15 protein-coding genes are annotated in these 15,607 nt (G+C 71.4%); 8 read left to right on the top strand and 7 right to left on the bottom strand.

Annotation, left to right across the window (positions count from 1 at the left end; genetic code table 11):
- Nucleotides 1–108: 108 nt before the first annotated feature.
- The 4 genes from OG570_RS22660 (at nucleotide 109) to OG570_RS22645 (ending at nucleotide 4,674) form a co-directional block, all read left to right on the top strand.
- Entirely contained in the window at nucleotides 109–1,500 is a 1,392-nt protein-coding gene (locus tag OG570_RS22660; RefSeq protein WP_326943541.1) for an amino acid permease, read from the top strand.
- A complete protein-coding gene (locus tag OG570_RS22655; RefSeq protein WP_326959103.1) occupies nucleotides 1,497–2,252 on the top strand; it encodes a carbon-nitrogen hydrolase family protein in 756 nt (251 codons plus the stop codon). The genes OG570_RS22660 and OG570_RS22655 overlap by 4 nt, the downstream gene beginning before the upstream one ends.
- Nucleotides 2,249–3,940 (top strand): flavin monoamine oxidase family protein, encoded by a 1,692-nt coding sequence (locus tag OG570_RS22650; protein ID WP_326959101.1) that lies wholly within the window; start codon nucleotides 2,249–2,251, stop codon nucleotides 3,938–3,940. The genes OG570_RS22655 and OG570_RS22650 overlap by 4 nt, the downstream gene beginning before the upstream one ends.
- Nucleotides 3,941–4,023: 83 nt before the next feature.
- Nucleotides 4,024–4,674, top strand: a complete 651-nt coding sequence (locus OG570_RS22645) for a TetR/AcrR family transcriptional regulator (protein ID WP_247055695.1) — start codon at nucleotides 4,024–4,026, stop codon at nucleotides 4,672–4,674.
- A 109-nt stretch (nucleotides 4,675–4,783) separates the two neighbouring features.
- Here OG570_RS22645 and OG570_RS22640 read toward each other — a convergent pair whose 3' ends face one another.
- The gene (locus tag OG570_RS22640) at nucleotides 4,784–5,527 is read right to left on the bottom strand and encodes a TetR/AcrR family transcriptional regulator (RefSeq protein ID WP_326943544.1); all 744 of its coding nucleotides are present in this window, start codon (nucleotides 5,525–5,527) and stop codon (nucleotides 4,784–4,786) included.
- A gap of 67 nt (nucleotides 5,528–5,594) precedes the next feature.
- Between OG570_RS22640 and OG570_RS22635 the strand changes: the two genes are divergently transcribed.
- A complete protein-coding gene (locus tag OG570_RS22635; protein WP_326959100.1) occupies nucleotides 5,595–6,461 on the top strand; it encodes an alpha/beta fold hydrolase in 867 nt (288 codons plus the stop codon).
- Between the two features lie 81 nt (nucleotides 6,462–6,542).
- Nucleotides 6,543–6,986 (top strand): hypothetical protein, encoded by a 444-nt coding sequence (locus tag OG570_RS22630; protein WP_326959099.1) that lies wholly within the window; start codon nucleotides 6,543–6,545, stop codon nucleotides 6,984–6,986.
- Nucleotides 6,987–7,265: 279 nt separating this feature from the next.
- Here OG570_RS22630 and OG570_RS22625 read toward each other — a convergent pair whose 3' ends face one another.
- The 6 genes from OG570_RS22625 to OG570_RS22600 form a co-directional block, all read right to left on the bottom strand.
- The gene (locus tag OG570_RS22625) at nucleotides 7,266–7,784 is read right to left on the bottom strand and encodes a pyridoxamine 5'-phosphate oxidase family protein (protein ID WP_326959097.1); all 519 of its coding nucleotides are present in this window, start codon (nucleotides 7,782–7,784) and stop codon (nucleotides 7,266–7,268) included.
- Nucleotides 7,781–8,767 carry an LLM class F420-dependent oxidoreductase gene (locus OG570_RS22620; RefSeq protein WP_326959095.1) on the bottom strand — a complete coding sequence of 329 codons (987 nt, stop codon included), beginning with the start codon at nucleotides 8,765–8,767 and terminating at the stop codon, nucleotides 7,781–7,783. Before OG570_RS22620 ends, OG570_RS22625 begins: the two co-directional genes overlap by 4 nt.
- Nucleotides 8,764–9,870: a thiolase family protein gene (locus OG570_RS22615; protein ID WP_326959093.1), complete on the bottom strand. Its 1,107-nt coding sequence runs from the start codon at nucleotides 9,868–9,870 to the stop codon at nucleotides 8,764–8,766. The genes OG570_RS22620 and OG570_RS22615 overlap by 4 nt, the downstream gene beginning before the upstream one ends.
- A complete protein-coding gene (locus OG570_RS22610) occupies nucleotides 9,867–11,054 on the bottom strand; it encodes an acetyl-CoA acetyltransferase (RefSeq protein ID WP_326959091.1) in 1,188 nt (395 codons plus the stop codon). Before OG570_RS22610 ends, OG570_RS22615 begins: the two co-directional genes overlap by 4 nt.
- A gap of 4 nt (nucleotides 11,055–11,058) precedes the next feature.
- Nucleotides 11,059–12,675 carry a class I adenylate-forming enzyme family protein gene (locus tag OG570_RS22605; protein ID WP_442788293.1) on the bottom strand — a complete coding sequence of 539 codons (1,617 nt, stop codon included), beginning with the start codon at nucleotides 12,673–12,675 and terminating at the stop codon, nucleotides 11,059–11,061.
- A 74-nt stretch (nucleotides 12,676–12,749) separates the two neighbouring features.
- Nucleotides 12,750–14,222: a carotenoid oxygenase family protein gene (locus tag OG570_RS22600; RefSeq protein ID WP_326959087.1), complete on the bottom strand. Its 1,473-nt coding sequence runs from the start codon at nucleotides 14,220–14,222 to the stop codon at nucleotides 12,750–12,752.
- Nucleotides 14,223–14,358: 136 nt separating this feature from the next.
- On the opposite strand from OG570_RS22600, the gene OG570_RS22595 reads away from it, so the two are divergent.
- Both OG570_RS22595 and OG570_RS22590 read left to right on the top strand, forming a co-directional pair.
- Nucleotides 14,359–15,315, top strand: coding sequence for a winged helix-turn-helix transcriptional regulator (locus OG570_RS22595; RefSeq protein WP_326943553.1), 957 nt, complete (start codon nucleotides 14,359–14,361; stop codon nucleotides 15,313–15,315).
- An 82-nt stretch (nucleotides 15,316–15,397) separates the two neighbouring features.
- The gene (locus OG570_RS22590) at nucleotides 15,398–15,586 is read left to right on the top strand and encodes a DUF5302 domain-containing protein (RefSeq protein WP_247055714.1); all 189 of its coding nucleotides are present in this window, start codon (nucleotides 15,398–15,400) and stop codon (nucleotides 15,584–15,586) included.
- Nucleotides 15,587–15,607 lie beyond the last annotated feature (21 nt).

Raw genomic sequence — 15,607 nt, 5'->3', positions numbered from 1 at the left:
TGATTCGCCACGGATCGCGCGTGTTGTGCAATGAATCACCTGTGATTCATCTTTACGCGCAATGTTCTCCTGTTTTGCGCTTCCGCGACGGCGGATACGGTCGTCGGCATGACTCTGCGAGCCGCGACCGTGCGGCGGAAACCGGTCGCCGACCTGATCGCCGAAAGTGATCATGGCACGTTGAAGCGGTCGCTCGGCCTCGGGCAGCTCACCACACTGAGCATCGGCGCGACGCTGGGCAGCGGGATCTTCGTCGTGCTCGGCGAAGCGGTCCCGGTGGCCGGGCCGTCGGTCGTGCTGTCGTTCGTGCTCGCCGGGATCACCGCGTTGTTCTCCGCCCTGTCCTACGCCGAGCTCGCCGGCATGATCCCACTGTCCGGTTCGTCCTACTCCTACGCCTACGCCACGCTCGGCGAGCTCGTCGCCTGGGTCTGCGGCTGGTGCCTGATACTCGAATACGGCGTCTCGGTGGCGTCGGTCGCCGTCGGCTGGGGTCAGTACCTCAACGAGCTGCTGCGGCTGGTCTTCGGGTTCGCCATCCCGGACGCGCTGAGCCAGCCGCCCGGCTCGGGCGGGATCGTCAACGTGCCGGCCATCGTCGTCGTGCTGCTCGCGATGGTGCTGCTGCTGTCGGGGGCGAAGGAGAGCGCGCGGGCCAACACGATCATGGTCGCCGTCAAGATCGCGACGCTGGTGCTGTTCTGCGTGATCGCGTTCACGGCCGTGCAGGCGAAGAACTTCTCGCCGTTCCTGCCGCTCGGGCTGGCCGGGATGAGCGCCGGCGGCGCGAAGCTGTTCTTCTCCTACATCGGTTTCGACGCCGCGTCGACCGCCGGCGAGGAGGCGAAGAACCCGCAGCGCGACCTGCCGCGCGCGATCCTGCTCTCGCTCGTCATCGTCACGGTGCTGTACTGCCTGGTCGCCGTGGCCGCCGTCGGTGCGCTGCCGTGGCAGCAGTTCGACGGCCAGGAAGCCGCGCTCTCGCACGTGCTCTCGGCGGTGTCGGACAACAAGCTGTGGGCCGCACTGCTGGCCGTGGGCGCGATCGTGGCGATCTCCAGCGTCGTGCTGACCGTCCTCTACGGGCAGACACGCATCCTGTTCGCGATGTCCCGCGACGGCCTCGTCCCGAAGGCGCTGTCCACAGTGGACGCCAAGACCGGGGCGCCGCGGACCAACACGCTGGTCGTCTCCGGCTTCGTGGCCGTGCTCGCCGCGTTCATCCCGCTGGGCAAGCTGGCCGACGCCACCAGCATCGGCACGCTCTTCGCGTTCGGCCTGGTCAACATCGCCGTCCTGCTGCTGCGGCGGCGTCAGCCGGACACCCCGCGCACGTTCCGCGTGCCGTTCTCGCCGGTCACGCCGCTGCTCGGCGTGCTGTGCTGCGGGTACATGATGTTCAGCCTCGACGGCGCCACCTGGGTCGTCTTCGGTGCCTGGATGCTGCTGGGCCTGGTGATCTACTTCGGTTACGGCATCCGGAAGTCGCGGCTGTCATGAGGGTCGCCGTCCACCAGGGGCCGTTCGCCGAGCTGCCCGGCGCCGTCGCGGCGGCCGGCGCCGACCTCGTCGTCGCGGCCGAGATGATCACCACCGGCTACCACATCGGCGCGCGCACGCACGAGCTCGCCGAGCCGGCCGACGGGCCGACCGCGGCCCGGATGTCCGCGCTGGCCCGGGAAACCGGCGTCGCGCTGGCCTACGGCTACCCGGAGTCCGCCGGCGAGCACGTCTACAACAGCGTCCAGCTGATCGACAACGCAGGACGGCGGCTGGCGAACTACCGCAAGACGCACTTGTTCGGCGAGATCGACAAGGACTGGTTCGCTCCCGGCACCGAAGCCGTCGTGCAGGCCGACCTCGACGGCGTCCGCGTCGGGCTGCTGATCTGCTACGACGTCGAGTTCCCGGAAATGGTGCGGGCGCACGCGCTGGCCGGCACCGAGCTGCTGGTCGTGCCGACCGCGCTGATGAGCCCGTACGAGCTGGTCGCCGACACGCTGGTGCCCGCGCGGGCCTACGAAAGCCAGCTGTTCGTCGCCTACGCCAACCGGTGCGACACCGAGCGGGAACTGACCTACTGCGGCCGGTCCTGCGTCGTCGCGCCGACCGGCGAAGTGCTGGCCCGCGCCGGCGCCGGACCCGCGCTCATCCACGCCGACGTCACCCGGGACGCGCTCGTCGCGTCCCGGCTCGAGAACACCCACCTGGCCGACCGCCGGCCCGAACTGTACCGAGGAACCACCGCATGACCTCCGCTGTCCCGACCGCGATCCACCACGACGAGCCGGCGGGCCGCCCGATCACGATGTTCGGCCCCGACTTCCCGTTCGCCTACGACGACTACCTCGCCCACCCGGCCGGGCTGGGCTCGGTGCCGCCCGAGCGGCACGGCACCGAGGTCGCCGTGATCGGCGGCGGCCTTTCCGGCGTCGTCACGGCGTATGAGCTGATGAAGCTCGGCCTGCGCCCGGTCGTCTACGAGATCGCCGAGATCGGCGGCCGGCTGCGCAGCGTGCGCTTCCCGGGCTGCCCGGACGACGTCGTCGCGGAGATGGGCGCGATGCGCTTCCCGCCCGCGTCGACCGCGCTCTACCACTACATCGACAAGGTCGGGCTGGCCACGACGCCGTTCCCGAACCCGCTGGCTCCGGAGACGCCGAGCACCGTCGTCGACCTCAAGGGCGAGAGCCACTACGCGCGGACGCCGGCCGACCTGCCCGCGGTGTTCGCCGAGGTCGCCGCCGCGTGGGACCGGACGCTGGGCGAGCACGCGTCGTTCGCCGAGATGCAGACGGCGATCCGCGACCGCGACGCGAAGACGATCAAACGGCTGTGGAACGAGCTGGTCCCGAAGCTGGACAACCAGACGTTCTACGGCTTCCTCTGCGACTCGCCCGCGTTCGCGTCCTTCCGCAACCGCGAGATCTTCGGCCAGGTCGGCTTCGGTACCGGTGGCTGGGACACGGACTTCCCGAACTCCATCCTGGAAATCCTGCGCGTGGTCTACACCGGCGCCGACGACGAGCACCGCAGCATCGTCGGCGGCAGCCAGCAGCTGCCGCAGCGGCTCTGGGAGCACGCGCCCGCCGAGATGGCGTTCTGGCCGGCCGGGACGAGCCTGAGCACCCTGCACGGCGGCCGGCCGAACCCCGGCGTCACGCGGCTGCACCGCACCGCGCCGAACAACATCACGGTGACCGACGCGCACGGCCGCATCCGGACGTTCCCCGCCGCGGTGTTCACCGCGCAGAGCTGGATGCTGCTGTCGAAGATCGAATGCGACGAAGCGCTGTTCCCGATCGACCACTGGACGGCGATCGAGCGCACGCACTACATGGAGTCGTCGAAGGTGTTCGTGCCGGTGGACCGGCCGTTCTGGCTGGACCCGGACCCGGTGACCGGGCGCGACACGATGAGCATGACGCTCACCGACCGGATGCCGCGCGGCACCTACCTGCTCGGCGACGACCCGGCCGCGCCCGCCGTGATCTGCCTGTCCTACACGTGGGCCGACGACTCGCTGAAGTGGCTGCCGCTGACCGTCGGCGAGCGCGTCGAGGTGATGCTGCAGTCGCTGCGCGAGATCTACCCCGGCGTCGACGTCCGGCGGCACATCATCGGCGACCCGGTGACGGTGTCGTGGGAGGCCGAGCCGCACTTCATGGGCGCGTTCAAGGCCAACCTGCCCGGCCACTACCGCTACCAGCACCGGTTGTTCACGCACTTCGTGCAGGACTCGCTGCCGCCGCGCTACCGCGGCCTGTTCCTCGCGGGCGACGACGTCTCGTGGACGGCCGGCTGGGCCGAGGGCGCGGTGCAGACGGCGCTCAACGCGGTGTGGGGCGTGCTGCACCACCTGGGCGGCGAGACGGATCCCGCGAACCCCGGCCCGGGTGACGGATTCGCCGACATCGCGCCCATCGCGTTGCCGGACTGAGCCGTGCCCCGATCGTGGTACCCCGTCTGCCATCGCGGGAGATTGAACTGCCTGGCGCAACGGGCCATGCGACGATAGGCCGCATGAACACCGAGCCGGCGCCGCGATGGCGAAGACTGGAACCGGACGAACGGAAGGAACAGATCTTCGCTTGCGCGGCGCGGCTGTTCGGTGACCGCCCCTACTCGGAAGTGTCCACTTCGGACATCGCGGCCGCGGCGGGCGTGGCGCGCGGGCTCATCAACCACTACTTCGGCACCAAACGCGAGCTGTACCTGGAAATCATCCGCCGCGCGCTGACCGTGCCGCGGCTGGCCATCGAGATCCTGCCCGAGGGTCCGCTCGAACTGCGGGCCGACGTCGCGATCGACTGGTTCCTCGACATGGTCACCAGCCAGGAGCGGATGTGGCTGGCCGCGATCGCGCCCGAAGGCATCGGCCGGGACCTCGAAGTGGAGCGGATCCTCGAAGAGGCCGACCGGGAGTCGGCCGATCGCGTGCTCGAAGCCGTCGGCCTGTCCAGCGAGAGCGAGCACGGCCGCGAGCTGAACGCGCTCGTGCGCGCGTTCGGCGGGATGGTGAAGTCGGCCGGGCGGGAGTGGCTGGTGCGCGGTTCGCTGACCCGGGAGCAGGTGCACCTGCTGCTGTCGAAGTCGCTGGTCACGCTGGTCGGCGAGATCTTCCCGGCCATCCAGCAGGCGCCGCCGGCGCCGCGGCAGGGCGACCTGGCCTAGTGCCTCGAACAGACCGAAGCCCCCGGCGCCACGAGGGGGAGGAGGGCGCCGGGAGCTTCGGGTCGATGGACGAACCACCGACGCACGCTCACGGTACGCCGGAGCACTGTCAAGTCGCTGTCAACCCGGTGGAGCCCTGGTCACGCAGCTCTTCGAGGCGGTGGGCGAGCCCGTCGAGGCACCGCTGGACGGCGTAGTCGTAGAGCTGCGCGTAATAGTTCGCCGCCAGGTCGGGATCGCCCATCAGGTCGTGCATCGCCGAACCCAGCTCGGCCATCCCGGGCAGGTCGGAGCGCTCGCGATAGGTCGCGTACGCCTCGGTGTTCTCGATCCGCAGCGCCAGCGCGCCCTCGCGGTCGTCCTCCATGGCGACGAACTGGCAGGCCGTCATCACCATCAGGTTGTAGGCGAGCGCGCTCTCGCTGCCGAAACCGGCGGTCAGCAGCACCCCGACCCCGGCGTCGATGCTGAGGGTGGCCGCGTCGACCGACGGGCCGAACAGCGCGAGGCGCCGCGCGCAGCCCGGGTAGGTCCGCAGCACCGAGCGCAGCCCGGCGAGCAGCTCGGTGAACCACACCTGCCACGGCAGGTCCGGGTCCGGCAGCTCCAGCAGCCCGACGACCCGGTCGACCACGGCGTTCACCACCGCGTCCCGGTCGCCGACGTGGTGGTAGATCACCGCCGGGTAGGCGTCGACGGCGCGGGCGAGCTGCCGCAGCGTCCAGTTGTCGAGACCGACGTCGGAGGTCAGCTGAGTGGCCGCGCTGACGACCCGTTCGGCCGTGATCGCCGGCAGTCCCGCTGCGGCTCGCGACCGGGGCCGTGCTCCGGTGCCCGAGGATGAGGTCGGCATGGGGCGATACGGTATCCGCACGGACCGGGCCGGTGCCAGCGCCGCGAGTCTGGGGCAAGATCGGGGCATGGCACGCGCACAGGCCAACGGTCTCGAACTCGAGTACGGCACCTTCGGCGATCCGGCCGCTCCGCCCCTGGTCCTGGTGATGGGCCTCGGTGCCCAGATGATCACCTGGGACGACGGTTTCTGCGAACTGCTCGCGAGCCGCGGGTTCTTCGTGGTGCGCTACGACAACCGGGACGTCGGGCTCTCGACGTACTTCGACGAGCTGCCGCCGCCGGATCTGGGCGCGCTCTTCGCCGGCGACCGGTCGAGCGCGCCGTACCTGCTGGCCGATCTGGCCGACGACGCCGTCGGGCTGTTCGACGCGCTCGGCATCGCGAAGGCCCACGTCGTGGGCGCGTCGATGGGCGGGATGATCGTGCAGCAGCTGGCGATCGACCACCCGGACCGGCTGCTGAGCGTCACGTCGATCATGTCGACCACGGGCGATCCGGCGGTCGGGCAGGCCGAGCCGTGGGCGCTGGCGGTGCTGACGCGGCCGCCGGCCACCACGCGCGAGCAGGCGCTGGCCGACAGCATCGAGGGCTACCGGCGGCTCGGCTCCCCCGGTTACCCGGACGACGAGGCGTTCCTGCTGGCCAAGGCCACGATGCACTTCGACCGCGCCCGCCACCCGGAGGGCACGTTGCGCCACGCGGCGGCGGTGATGGCGTCGGGCGACCGGACGTCCGGGCTGCACTCCGTCGAGCTGCCGGCGCTGGTCGTCCACGGCGACGCCGACCCGCTGATCGACGTGAGCGGCGGCAAGGCGACGGCGGCGGCGATCCCGGGCGCGGAACTGCTGGTCATCCCGGGCATGGGCCACAACCTGCCGCGCGCGGTCTGGCCGGAGGTCGCCGACGCGATCGTGCGCGTGACGGGTCAATAGCGCGTCAAGAACCGGGGGCGCGGGCGTAGGGATCGCGTCCAGAGTCCGCTTGCGGCTGTCGTGGTCGGGTGGACTTCGGGCATGACTGGTGGTTTCGGGTTCCCGTTCGGGTGCGTGGCCGCGGTGGCGGCGGTGATCGCGGCGCACCTGGCCGGGCCGAGCCCGTGGTACGCGCTGGTCACGCTGGGCCTGGTGGTGCTGGCGACGGCCCACCGGACGACCCTCGTGGCGGCGTCCGGGGTGTCGGTGGTCGCCTGGGCGCTCGACGCCGGGTTCGCACTGGGCCACTACGGCGAGCTGACCTTCGACGCCGCCTCGGCGCTGGCCGCGCTGGTCCTGGCCTCGTCCCTCGCCGCCGGCCGGCTTTCGGGCTTGCTCGCCCGGACACCAGCGCGGATCCCGGCACCCCGCCGCCCGGGGGGCGTGGCCGAGCGCCGGCCCGCACCGGTCCCCGTTCCCCACCGGGCCGTGTCGACCCCCCGATCACGCGAGCTGACCCTCCACTCACACGAACCGACCCTCTAGGCACACAACCCGACTCCCCGGGCACGCGGGCCGACCCTCCAGGTACGCGTGTCGACCTTCCAGGTACGTGTGTCGACTCTCCAATCACGCGAGTTGACCGTGCAATCACGCGAGTTGACCCCTCGATCACGCGAGTTGACCTTCTGGCCACTCGAATTCGTCGAACTGGCGCCCGCGGGGTCGTGATGCGACGGCCGGAGCGCTGTGACGGGAGCGTCGACACGCGTGATTGGGAGGTCGACACGCGTGCCTGGAGGGTCAGCTCGCGCACCCAGAGAGTCAGGTTGCGAAGTCCCAGCGGGTTGCGCCGTGGGGTTCGGCTGTGGCCAGGCCTATCGCGCGGTGCAGAGAGAGGCGGTACAGGGGCCAGGGCGCGGGTCCGGCGCTCGGGGCGCTGTACGGCGCGGTCAGCGCGGCGCCCTCTGCGGTGGCCGGCCAGCCGCCCTCGCGGTAGACCGCCGCCACTCGCTCCACGACGGCCGGGTCCGTGACCTGGTCGGCCTCGCCCTCCAGGGTGAGGTCCATGCCGCGCAGCCGGACCGACACGGTGCACGCCGGGTTCGCCGCCAGGTTGCGGGCCCGGCGGGTGCCCGGGCCGGCCTTGAAGTACAGCGCGTCGTCGACCCACACCGCGCCGACGCCGGCGGAGTGCGGCCGGCCGTCGGGGCGCACCGTTCCCACGAAGAACGTCAGGTCGGCCGTGGGGGTGTCGGCGACGAGGATGTCGCGGGCCCGGCTCCACGCGAGCGCGGCGGACCCGTACCGGTCGAGGTTCTTGGTCTTGATCGGCTCTGTCATACCTCTACGTCGAACGAGCTCACGCCGATTCGACACGCGGCGAGAGTCCGGGCGCCGCCGGGGTCCTCGTCGCTCGTCGCGGGCACGATCGCCAGCTCGTCGACACCCGCCGCGGCGAAGTCGGCGATCTTGCGCGCGATGTCGTCGCGGGAGCCGAGCAGGCCGACCGCCGCGATGGCTTCCACCGGGACCGCCGCGAGCAGCTCACGCGGGTGCGGCCGGGTGCGCGCGAAGTCGACCAGGTCGCCGAAGCCCTCCGCGCGGAACATGTCCGCGTAGCCCGGCGCCGCCAGGTAGCCGACGACGCCCCGGCGCAGCTGCTCGATCGCGGCCAGCGACGGCTCCAGCGCCCCGACGACCCACGCGGCCACCGGCGGCGGCGTGGTCCCGGCCCGCGAAGCAGCCTCGTGCAGACCTTGGACCAGGGCTGCCGCGGCCGCCGGGCTGACCAGGTTGACCACCATCCGGTCGGCGTGCCGGGCCGCGACGTCCAGCGCGCGCGGGCCGAACGCCGCGATCGTCAACGGCGACTTCGGTGCGGGCAGCCGCAGCCGGTAGCCTCGCGAGCCGACGACCGAGCCGTCCACAGTGGACTTGTGGCCGTCGAGGAGCTGCCGGACGGCCACCGCGGACTCTTCGAGAGCCGTCGCCGCGTGGTCGCGGGACCGGCCGTGCCAGCCGCGGACCACGACGTCGCTGGACGTCCCGAGCGCGACGCCGGTCTCGCGGCCGGTCAGGGCCGCGACCGACGCGACGCCCATCGCGATCGTCGCCGGATCCCGGACCGTCACCGCGAGCGGCCCGAAAGTCAGGGAGAGCGACGTCGACGCGCCGATCGCCGTGCCCAGGGCGAACGCGTCCCACGTCGCCATCTCGCCGATCCAGAGTTCCGGGTACCCGGCGGCCTCCGCCGCGCGCGCCGTCTCCAGGGCCTCTTCCGGCGCCCGGTCCTGCCACAGCCCCAACGACACCGAAAGCTTCACACCGCACGCTCCACGAGTACCGCCGTCCCCGATCCCGCGGCGCCGCTGACCGCCGTGACACCGTAACGCCCGCCGCGGCGGGTCAGCTCGTCGACGCAGCCGGCCAGCAGGATCGCCCCGGTGGCCCCGAAAGCGTGGCCCATCGCGATCGTGCCGCCGTTGACGTTGAAGACGTCGTCGCCAAAGCCGAGATCACGCCGGATCTTCAGGCACAGCGCGGCGAACGCCTCGGCGAACTCGACGACGTCCACTTCGGACGGATGCACACCGTGCCGGTCCAGCAGCCGTGACACGGCCAGCTGTCCCGACAGCAGCATCCGGATCGGGTCGCTGCCCGCGGTCACCGAACCCAGGACGTTCGCTCGTGGCGCCAGCCCCAGCCGCGCAGCCGCCTCGGGCGAAGCCAGCAGCACCAGCCCGGCGCCGTCGGCCAGCGAGGGCGACGTCCCGCGCGTGTGCAGCCCGCCGAACGACGACGGCAGCTCGGCCAGGGCTTCGGCGGACGTCGAAGGCCGGACGTGCTCGTCGTGCGTCAGCCCGGCCACCGGGACCAGCGACTCGTCGTACCGGCCGTCTTTCCAGGCCGTGGCGGCGAGCTGCTGCGTCCGGAGTCCGTAAGCGTCCAGTTCCGGGCGCGTGAAGCCTTCGTCGGCGGCCACCAGGTCGGCCGCGATGCCCATGTTGCCCGCGCCGAACCGTTCTTCGGTCCACAGTGGACCGCCGTCGGTGAACATCGGCACGCGCGAAACGGACTCGACGCCGCCCGCCACCACGACTTCCGCCTCGCCCGCGCGGATCAGCGCGGCCCCCAAGGCGACCGCGTCCAAACCGGACGAGCAGAACCGGTTGACCGTCATCCCGGCCACCGACACCGGCCAGTCCGCCGCCAGCACGGCCGTCCGCGCCAGGTTCGCGCCCTGCTCACCGGTCTGCGACGCGCACCCCAGGATCACCTGATCGACCACCGCGGGATCGAGACCGCGCGCGACCAGCGCGTCCAACAGCGACGTGACCAGCGACAACGGCGGCACCGAGGCCAGCCCGCCACGCGGGGACGCCTTGCCGCGCGGTGTCCGCACGGTCAGCAGCACCGACGCCGTCATCGCGTCACGATCGTCGTGACGACCGTGGTGAACGACCCGCCGACGTTGAGCGTCAACGCCGTCCGCGCGCCGTCGACCTGGGTCTCGCCCGCCGTGCCGGTCACCTGGCGCGCGGCGTCGTGCAGCATGCGGACGCCGGTGGCGCCGACCGGGTGGCCGAGCCCGAGCAGGCCGCCGCTCGGGTTGATCCCGGCCGTGTCGAGGCCGCCGTCGGCGATGAACCGCCCGCCGTCACCCGGCGGGGCGACGCCGAGGTGCTCCAGCGCGACGAGCCCGGTGATCGTGAAGCAGTCGTGCAGCTCGATGACGTCGAGCGCGTCCGGCCCGGGCACGTCCGCGCGCCGGTAGGCGTCGACGACGGCGCCGCGCAGCTGCGGGAACAGGTACTCGCCGCCAGTCGCCAGCTTCTCGGTGAGCCCGATGTGCGCGGTGCGGTGGCCGAACCCGGCGATGCGCGGGAAGTCACCGCCGAGGCGCTGGGCGAACTCCGGCGAGGCCAGCAGGACCGCCGCGGCGCCGTCGGTGATCCGGCCGCAGTCCTGCTTGCGCAGGCTGCCCTCGATCACCGGGTTCAGCTCGTCGTCGGCGCCGAACGCGCCGGCCGGGAACTGCCAGTCGCGGGCCTGCGCGAGCGGATTCCGCGACGCACGAGCGAAAGCGTGCTCGGCGAACTGCCCGAGGTGCGCCGGGTCGAGGCCGTAGCGCGCGTCGTAGGCGGTGGCGACGTCGGCGAACAGCGCGGGCCACGGGAACTTCGCGGCGACGGCTTCGTGCCCGGCCCACGCGGCGGACCCGAGGTACTCGGCCGCGCGCTGCCCGTCGGTGTTGCGCATCAGCTCGACGCCGACGACGAGCGCGAGGTCGTACCGGCCGGACTCGAGGTCGGCGCAGGCGGCGAGCACCGCCGTGCTGCCCGACGCGCACGCGGCTTCGTGCCGGGTGCTGGGCACGCCGTCCAGCTCCGGGACGGCCGCCACCAGCAGCCCGCCGAGCTGGGCCTGCCCGGTGAACAGCTCCGCGGCGAGGTTGCCGACGTGCGCGACGCCGACGTCCGCCGCCGACACACCGGCGTCGGCGAGCGCCGCGGGCACGACCTCGGCGAACATCTCGAAGATCCCGCGCCCCTCCTTCGCGAAGTTGCGCGCGAAGTCGGTCTGCGCCCCGCCCAGCACAAACACCGTCATGGCCTCACTCCAGACTCTCCCGCAGCTGCCGTTTCAGGATCTTCCCCACCGGGTTGCGGGGCAAGGCCTCCGCGTACTCCAGGCGCTCCGGCAGCTTGAACGCGGCGACCTTCCGCTCGCGCAGGTAGGCCACCAGGTCTTCGAGCGACGGCTTGCGCTCCCCCGGTACGACGACCGCGCAGACGCGTTCGCCCATCACCTCGTCGGGCACGCCGACGACGCCGACGTCCGCGACGTCCGGGTGCCCGGCCAGCAGGCCCTCGACCTCGGCGGGCGAGATGTTCATGCCACCCCGGATGACCAGGTCCTTCGCGCGGTCGACGTAGCGCAGGAACTCGCCGCGCTCACCGGCGATCTCGAAGACGTCGCCGGTGCGGAAGTGCCCGTCGTCGTCGAAGGCCGATGTGTCGAGCGGCTCCCCCAGCCGCGTCAGGTACCCGGCGAACACCGTCGGTCCGGCGATGTGCAGCACGCCGGGCTGCCCGGGTTCGGTCACGTGCTCGCCGCTCACCGGGTCGTGCAGCCGCACCGACGTCCAGCCGGCGACCGGGGTCGACCAGGTGACGTCGGCGGCGTAGTTCGGGAAGAAGCTCGCGCGCTGGTCCGGATCCGGCAGGTCGATCGGGCCGGACAGCAGCGCGGTGCCCTCGTTGGAACCGAAGAAGTTGATGATGTCGATCCCGTGCCGTTCGGCCCAGGTGCGCACCAGCCACGGCGAGAGCGGCGCCGAGCCGGAGCCGATCTGCCGCAGCGCCGAAATGTCCACTCCGGACAGGATCTTTTCGTTGTGCAGCAACATGGTCAGCAACGCGGGCGGCGCGAGCGTGTACGTGACGCGCTCGGCCGCGAGCTGGCCGAGGAACACGGGCAGGTCGAACGGGTGGTGCGGCACGAACACCGCGCCGGTCTGCAGCCACGGCAGGAACATCCCGCCGATGCCGGCCATGTTCGTCATCGGGAACGGCGACAGCAGGACGTCGTCGCTCGTGAGGCCGGCGGCCTGCGCGCAGCCGCCCGCGGTGGCGAGCCAGTCGCCGTGACAGCGCGGGACCGCCTTGGGCTCGGCTTCGGTACCGGACGTCCAGCAGATCGTCACGCAGTCGTTGACGTCGGTGTCCAGTGTGGACAGATAGTCGTCCAAAGCGGACTTGTCCGCCGTGGACAGTGACTCTTCGGGCCAGGCCAGCGCGCCGGCCGGTTCGTCGTCCCCCCGGGCGACGACGAACCGGACCGACGGCGCCGCAACGCCCAGCCCAAGGGCCGCCCCGGCGAGCTCGTGCTCGCCGTATCTGGATGCGGTGATCACCCCGACGGCCCCGGTGCGCCGGCACATCGGGCCCATCTCGTGCTCCCGGTAGGACACCGGGAACGGGGTGACGATCGCGCCGATCCGCACGATCGCGAGGAACGCCTGGACCAGGGCCGAGCAGTTCGGCAGCTGCACGGCCACGACGTCTCCTGCTCGCACCCCTCTGGCGAGCAGGAACGCGGCCAGGACGTCGACACGTTCGTCGAGCCGGTTCCAGGTCCACCGCACCGGGTCGCGTCCGACCAGTGCGGTGGTGTTCGGTGGATCGACCAGCGCGAGACCCTCCGGGTCGGCACTGACCCGCTCCTTCACGAGCCGGTCGATCGTCTCCGCACCCCACCATCCCCGTGCCCGGAGATCCCGGGCACGACCCTCTCGATGGCACCTCATGCGCGGAGGCTGTCCAGCTGGTCCGCCCGGACCCACGTCGCGTGGAATCCGAGTGGCACCCGCTGGGGTAGCAGGACCCTGGCCACGGGTCCGGCAGCGAGATCGGCGGCGTCGAAGATGTCCAGTTCCGAGCGTCCCTCACGCTCGTCCTGCACGAACGTCACCAGATAACCGTCCGCCGAGTCGACGGATGCGCCATCGCGGGGTGCGAAGGGCGCCTCACTGCCCCACCGACCGGGACCGAACCGGTATTCGGTCTTGGAGCCGGCAAGATTGTCGTAGCGCACGAGCCCGTCGAACTTCAGCGTCGACTCGGGCGAGATGTGCACCGTGTAGGAGTACCGGTTCCGCGCGCCGACGCTCCGGGCGTCGACGGTCGGGAACTCGGTGTTGGCGTCGTCGAGCGGCGTCTCCGTGCACGCGCCGGTCCGCAGGTCGAAGCGGTAGCGGTGCAGCTGGGCGTCGAGCCGCAGGTAGGACAGCATCTTCGCCAGCGGCGTGTGCGCGTCGGCGCGCGGTTGCGGCTTGCTCACGCGGCAGACGTCGAGGACGACTTCGTCGCCCTCTTCCCAGGCGTTGACGACGTGGTAGATGTAGCAGGGGCTGGCCTCGAACCAGCGGATCTGGCTACCTTCCCCGTAGCGTGGCATGACCCCGAACCGGCTCGGCATCGAGCGGTCGAAGTGCAGCTTGTGGCGCCCCTGCTTCGCGGCCTGGAGGTCCTGGACCAGCGGCAGGTCCATCAGCACCGCGTAGTGCTCGGTGATGGCCATGTCGTGCGGCAGCCGCGGGCCGGGCAGCTCGATCTCGGTGGTCCTGACGACCTGGCCGTCCGCGCTGATGACGCCGTAGCGCAGGTAGGGCGGGCGCGGGCCGTAGTCGAACCAGAACAGCTCGCCGGTGGCCTCGTCCACCTTGGGGTGGGCCATCATGTCGCCGACCAGCGTGCCGAGGAAGTCCTCGGCGCCCAGCGTCTCCAGGGAGAGCGGGTCGACGCCGTACGGCGAGCCGCACAGGTACCAGGTGGCGAGGACGCGGCCGCGGTGGAAGACGACGTCGGTGTTGGCGTTGTCCTTCAGCCCCAGGCCGTGGCCGTTGCCGAAGGGGTTGCCCTTCGGGTTCTCCATGACGCCGGTCCAGAGGCCCTTGCCGGCTTCGGACTCGGCCTCGAAGGCCTTGGTGCGGACCCAGCGGTTGCGGTAGCGGGCCTTGCCGTTCTCCAGGTGGACGGCGTGGATCATGCCGTCGCCGTCGAACCAGTGGTAGCGGCCTTCCGGGGCGAACCGCGGGTTGGGGCCGTTGCGCAGATAGACGCCGTTGAGGTCCTTCGGGATCTCGCCGATGACCTGCAGGTCTTCCGCGTCGATCTCGGTGCCGACCGGGGCGTAGACGCCCAGGAGGTAGGGGTTGGCCTCGTCGCCGTCCGCCGTCCGGGCCACCATGAGCGGCTGTTCGGAGGTGCTGGTCATCGGGCTTCTCCCTGGTTCTCGGCCTCACCGCGCTGGCTGATGGAGACGAGACTATGATTTGTGTAGCCAGGTGTCAATAGGCTTCTTTTCCTGTAGCCAGGTGTACGCTGGGCGCCGATGTAACAAGGGGGAACGCGTGAGTGAAGCGACTGCACAGCGGGTCAGGCCCGCGGGGGATCCACTCCGCAGGGCACTCGAACTGGTCGGTGACCAGTGGACGCTGCTGATCCTGCAGAGCCTCTTCCTGCGCTTCCGGCGGTACGAAGAGCTGCGCCTGCGCCTCGGCATCTCCCCCACCGCGCTTTCCGGGCGCCTGCGCGACATGGTGGAAGCGGGCCTGCTCACGCGCGTGCCCTACCGGGACGCCCGCCGGACCCGGCACGAGTACCGGCTCACCGAGCGCGGTCTCGAGCTGTGGCCGCTGCTGATCTCCATCTGGGCCTGGGAGCGCGAGTGGGTCGACGGCCGCCGCGAGGTGCTGCCGACGCTGATCCACCTCGACTGCGAGCTGACTACATCAGCGCCCCTCGGGTGCGGCGCCTGCGGCCGCCGGGTGGACGCGCGCGACGTCCGCGCCGAACGCCTCGACAGCACCGGCGTCGCCGCCGCGACGGCGTCCAAGCGCTTCCGCCGCAAGGACGCCGAAGGCCTGGCCGGCGACCCGCTGATGTTCTTCCCGGACACGATGGAACTGCTCGGTGACCGCTGGTCGACCGGGCTGCTGGTGTCAGCGCTGCTCGGCGCGCGGCACTTCTCGGAGTTCGAACGCGAGCTGGGCATCGGGCCGAGCGTGCTCTCGGCCCGGCTGAGCAAGCTCGTCGAGGTCGGCGTGCTGCGCACGGGCACGGCGGCCACGCGCACGGACGCGCGTGACTACCGGATGACGGCGAAGGGCCTGGCGTTCTTCCCGGCACTGGCGTTCATCGCCGAGTGGTCGCGCGGGTTCGAGGTCACCGGCCAGGAGCCCGACATCACGCTGAACCACGTCGAATGCGGCAACCGGCTGCGGCCGATGCTCCTGTGCGACCATTGCGGCCGTCCCCTGACCCGCAAGTCGGTGCAGTTCGGCGGAGTACCGACGCCCAAACGGTGACGGCGTGACCTAATCGACTCGCCATTCGCTCCGGCCACTGCCAGGCTGGAGTGGTCACACGTCGTCAGTTCCGGAGGTAAGCATGAGTGAACCGAATCCCTCGCCCAGCGGCGAGGAGGAGGACGACGTCAAGCGCAAGTTCCGCGAGGCGCTCGAGCGCAAGCAGGCGCACGCGCGCTCCGGTGCGTCGAACGAGAGCGGTGGCGGCAAGAACCAGCACGCCCACGGCCCGGCGGCGAACAAGCGCACGTTCCGGCGCAAGAGCGGCTGAGATCTCCCCGCCGAAGGCCCC

It is taken from the genome of Amycolatopsis sp. NBC_01286, from assembly GCF_035982555.1.
Classification (GTDB): domain Bacteria; phylum Actinomycetota; class Actinomycetes; order Mycobacteriales; family Pseudonocardiaceae; genus Amycolatopsis.
The sequence above is the reverse complement of the archived record's forward strand: the minus strand, read 5'-3'. Positions and strand labels throughout refer to the sequence as shown.